We start from the raw sequence: 2,372 nt of genomic DNA on the forward strand, positions 1-2,372 counted from the left end.
GTGAGCGGGTCGGTGTTTTGCAGTTGGCGTTCCGTGGGATTCAACCCGATACCTTCGAAGATGCCGAGCAGGACCCGGAGACCGTGGTTCGCCGCCGTCGTCAGAAAGTGTTCGAGTCGGAGTCCGAACCGTAACGGCTCGCGCCGCCACGTTTCGAAACTCAGCCACACCCGCAGCGCGTTCAGGTTAATCCGACTCGCATAGCAGAGGTCGCGTTCGATGACGTCGGGGTCGTAGCCGTGCCACATCTGGAACGTGTTGTACGCTCTGGACGGGAAGTAGATGGCTCCGCGAACGTCGACCGGAGCGTCCGCTTCGTCGTTCGTCCCGCGGTCCCCGGACAGGCAATCAGCGTCGCTCTCGGTTCGTCGGACGGAACTCCCCGCCACGCCGACACCGGCCGCTACCGCGCCGAATCGAAGTACTCCTCGCCGCGTCGGATTCCCCTCCCACATCCGAACGTTCAATCACGTCAATCGCGTTCCGAGGACATATTAGTTCGCGGATGATTTCGATCAGGACGCTCCGAAACGGAGCGACCCCGGTTTGCGGTGGTGGATGAAGAAGGAAAAGAAGGGGAAGGGAAAGGATGAGAAGGAAAAGAAGGAGGGAGTTATAGTGGAATCAGTATAATATAGTATGATTTAGTTAACATCAGTATAATTCAGTTTGATATACTCATATTCAGTAATTTGCCGTAGCAATCAGTACTCCAACACGAGACAGTAGGAGCCGTCATTTCCGTACTCGCGGTCAGCGACACGGATATCCGGAGCCGCCGTCAGCGCGCCGAACGGGATAGTTCGACCACCACACGTTGCGTACCGGAAGGCAGCGAGGCGAACCGGAACAGTTTACTCCGACATGTCGGTTCGAAGTGAATATGGACGAACAAGAGGCGGTTGCCGCGTTCGTGGCGGAGCACGACCTGGAGAGCGACCCCGCGTATCGAATTCTCGATTTGGCCGCGGAGGTCGGGGAAATCGCGGCCGACGCGACGAAATCGACGGGGTGGGGTGACGACCCGGCGGCGCTCGACGTGACGGAAGACGAACTCGGCGATGCGCTGTTCTCGTTGCTCGCGGTGGCGAACGCACTCGACGTGGACGCCGGAGCCGCGTTGGACGACGCGCTCGAAAAGTATCGCCGTCGGATTCGAGAGACGGGAACCGCGAGTTCGGCCGAAAAATAGCGTCGGAGACGTTACATCGGGAGCCGTTCTCTGGCGAACCGCTTGAGGAGCGGGATGTCTTCCCAGTGGAGGAGCTTCATGATACCGCGAAGTCTTCCGTTGTTCGCGTTCGCACGCATCTCGTGACTGAGTTGCTTGAGGTCACGAATCAGCGTGTCGTAGCGCTCGTTCTCGGCGAGATAGAGCAGTTGGGTCATCAGCAGTCGCGTCCGCATCTGCGGCGCGACGTCGCCGTGCCAGAGATTATCGTATATCGACATCTTCTCCGCGGAGGTGTCCGAGGCGCTGGTCATGAAACAGCGATCAGCGGTTATCGCCGCCGCTCGCGCGGATTTCATGCCGGTGTGAATCCCCTCACCCCAGAGCGGGTCGATGGTCGGCACGGTGTCGCCGATGGCCATGAAGTTGTCCGTGGAGAGGCCGCCGGGCATCTGGATGTGGGCGGACCCGCGGTGTTGTTTGCCTTCCATCCGTTCCGCGTTCTCGAACCGCGGGTCGGTGTCCAACCAGTGTTGGAGGTAATCGTCGATACCCATTCCCTCCTTGGCGTAGTCGTGGTGGCTCTCGTTTTGGATGTAACAGAGGCCGACCTTCGCGGTGTCCTCTCCGGTGTGGAAAATCCACGAATAGCCGCCCGGCGCGAGGTCGTGGTCGAGTCGAAGCATCGAACGCGACCAGCGCATCGCTGGTGACCCCTATCCCGCCGATGAGACGGTCGCTATCGTCGATCAGCTTGCAGGCGACGCCTTCGCCTATCACGAACTCGACGCGGACAACCACTCACTCTGTACGCTGCAGACCGACAACCCACTCGCCTATTGCACGCGCACAGAGGCACAAGACGATCAGTACGCACCCTGCCAGCTCTGTCAGCGCCTTCGTCAGAAACGGGAGGCCGAGCAATGACCGATCAGCAGACGGTCCTCGCCCTGGAGTGTACGGACCCGATCCAGATCTACACCCAGAAACGCACGCTCACAGGCGTCATCTATCAGTGTGAGCACCACGAACCCACGCTTTCCTGTCGTGGCCCAGAGCCCGGCGAGCACGTCCTGTATGTCGCCACACCCTCCAACGACCTGTACCGGCTGCAGTACCGCTACTACGACGAGATCGAACACACTGAGGCACAGTTAGACCACTACGGTCGCACCCGAACGGTCGATACGCCTGGCTGCGC

Annotated in this window: 2 protein-coding genes and 2 pseudogenes; 2 read left to right on the forward strand and 2 right to left on the reverse strand. The window is 60.0% G+C overall.

Going from position 1 to position 2,372, the window contains the following annotated elements:
• A pseudogene (locus tag BG842_RS21060) lies at positions 1-467 on the reverse strand (glycoside hydrolase); the annotation flags it as partial.
• Positions 468-883: 416 nt separating this feature from the next.
• Between BG842_RS21060 and BG842_RS21065 the strand changes: the two are divergent.
• Positions 884-1,192: a MazG nucleotide pyrophosphohydrolase domain-containing protein gene (locus BG842_RS21065; protein WP_007979604.1), complete on the forward strand. Its 309-nt coding sequence runs from the start codon at positions 884-886 to the stop codon at positions 1,190-1,192.
• 11 nt (positions 1,193-1,203) lie between these two features.
• On the opposite strand, the pseudogene BG842_RS21070 reads toward BG842_RS21065, so the two are convergent.
• Positions 1,204-1,857, reverse strand: a pseudogene (locus BG842_RS21070) (NAD(P)/FAD-dependent oxidoreductase); the annotation flags it as partial.
• Positions 1,858-2,094: 237 nt separating this feature from the next.
• Here BG842_RS21070 and BG842_RS21075 point away from each other — a divergent pair.
• Positions 2,095-2,372, forward strand: a 278-nt coding sequence (locus BG842_RS21075; RefSeq protein ID WP_254663358.1) for a hypothetical protein, incomplete at its 3' end; no start/stop codon positions are given.

This window comes from Haladaptatus sp. W1, assembly GCF_001723155.1.
GTDB lineage: Archaea > Halobacteriota > Halobacteria > Halobacteriales > Haladaptataceae > Haladaptatus > Haladaptatus paucihalophilus.

What these genes read in the sequence shown, in the direction of transcription:
- BG842_RS21065 (WP_007979604.1), top strand. Translation starts at nt 884, where the DNA reads ATGGACGAACAAGAGGCGGTTGCCGCGTTCGTGGCGGAGCACGACCTG.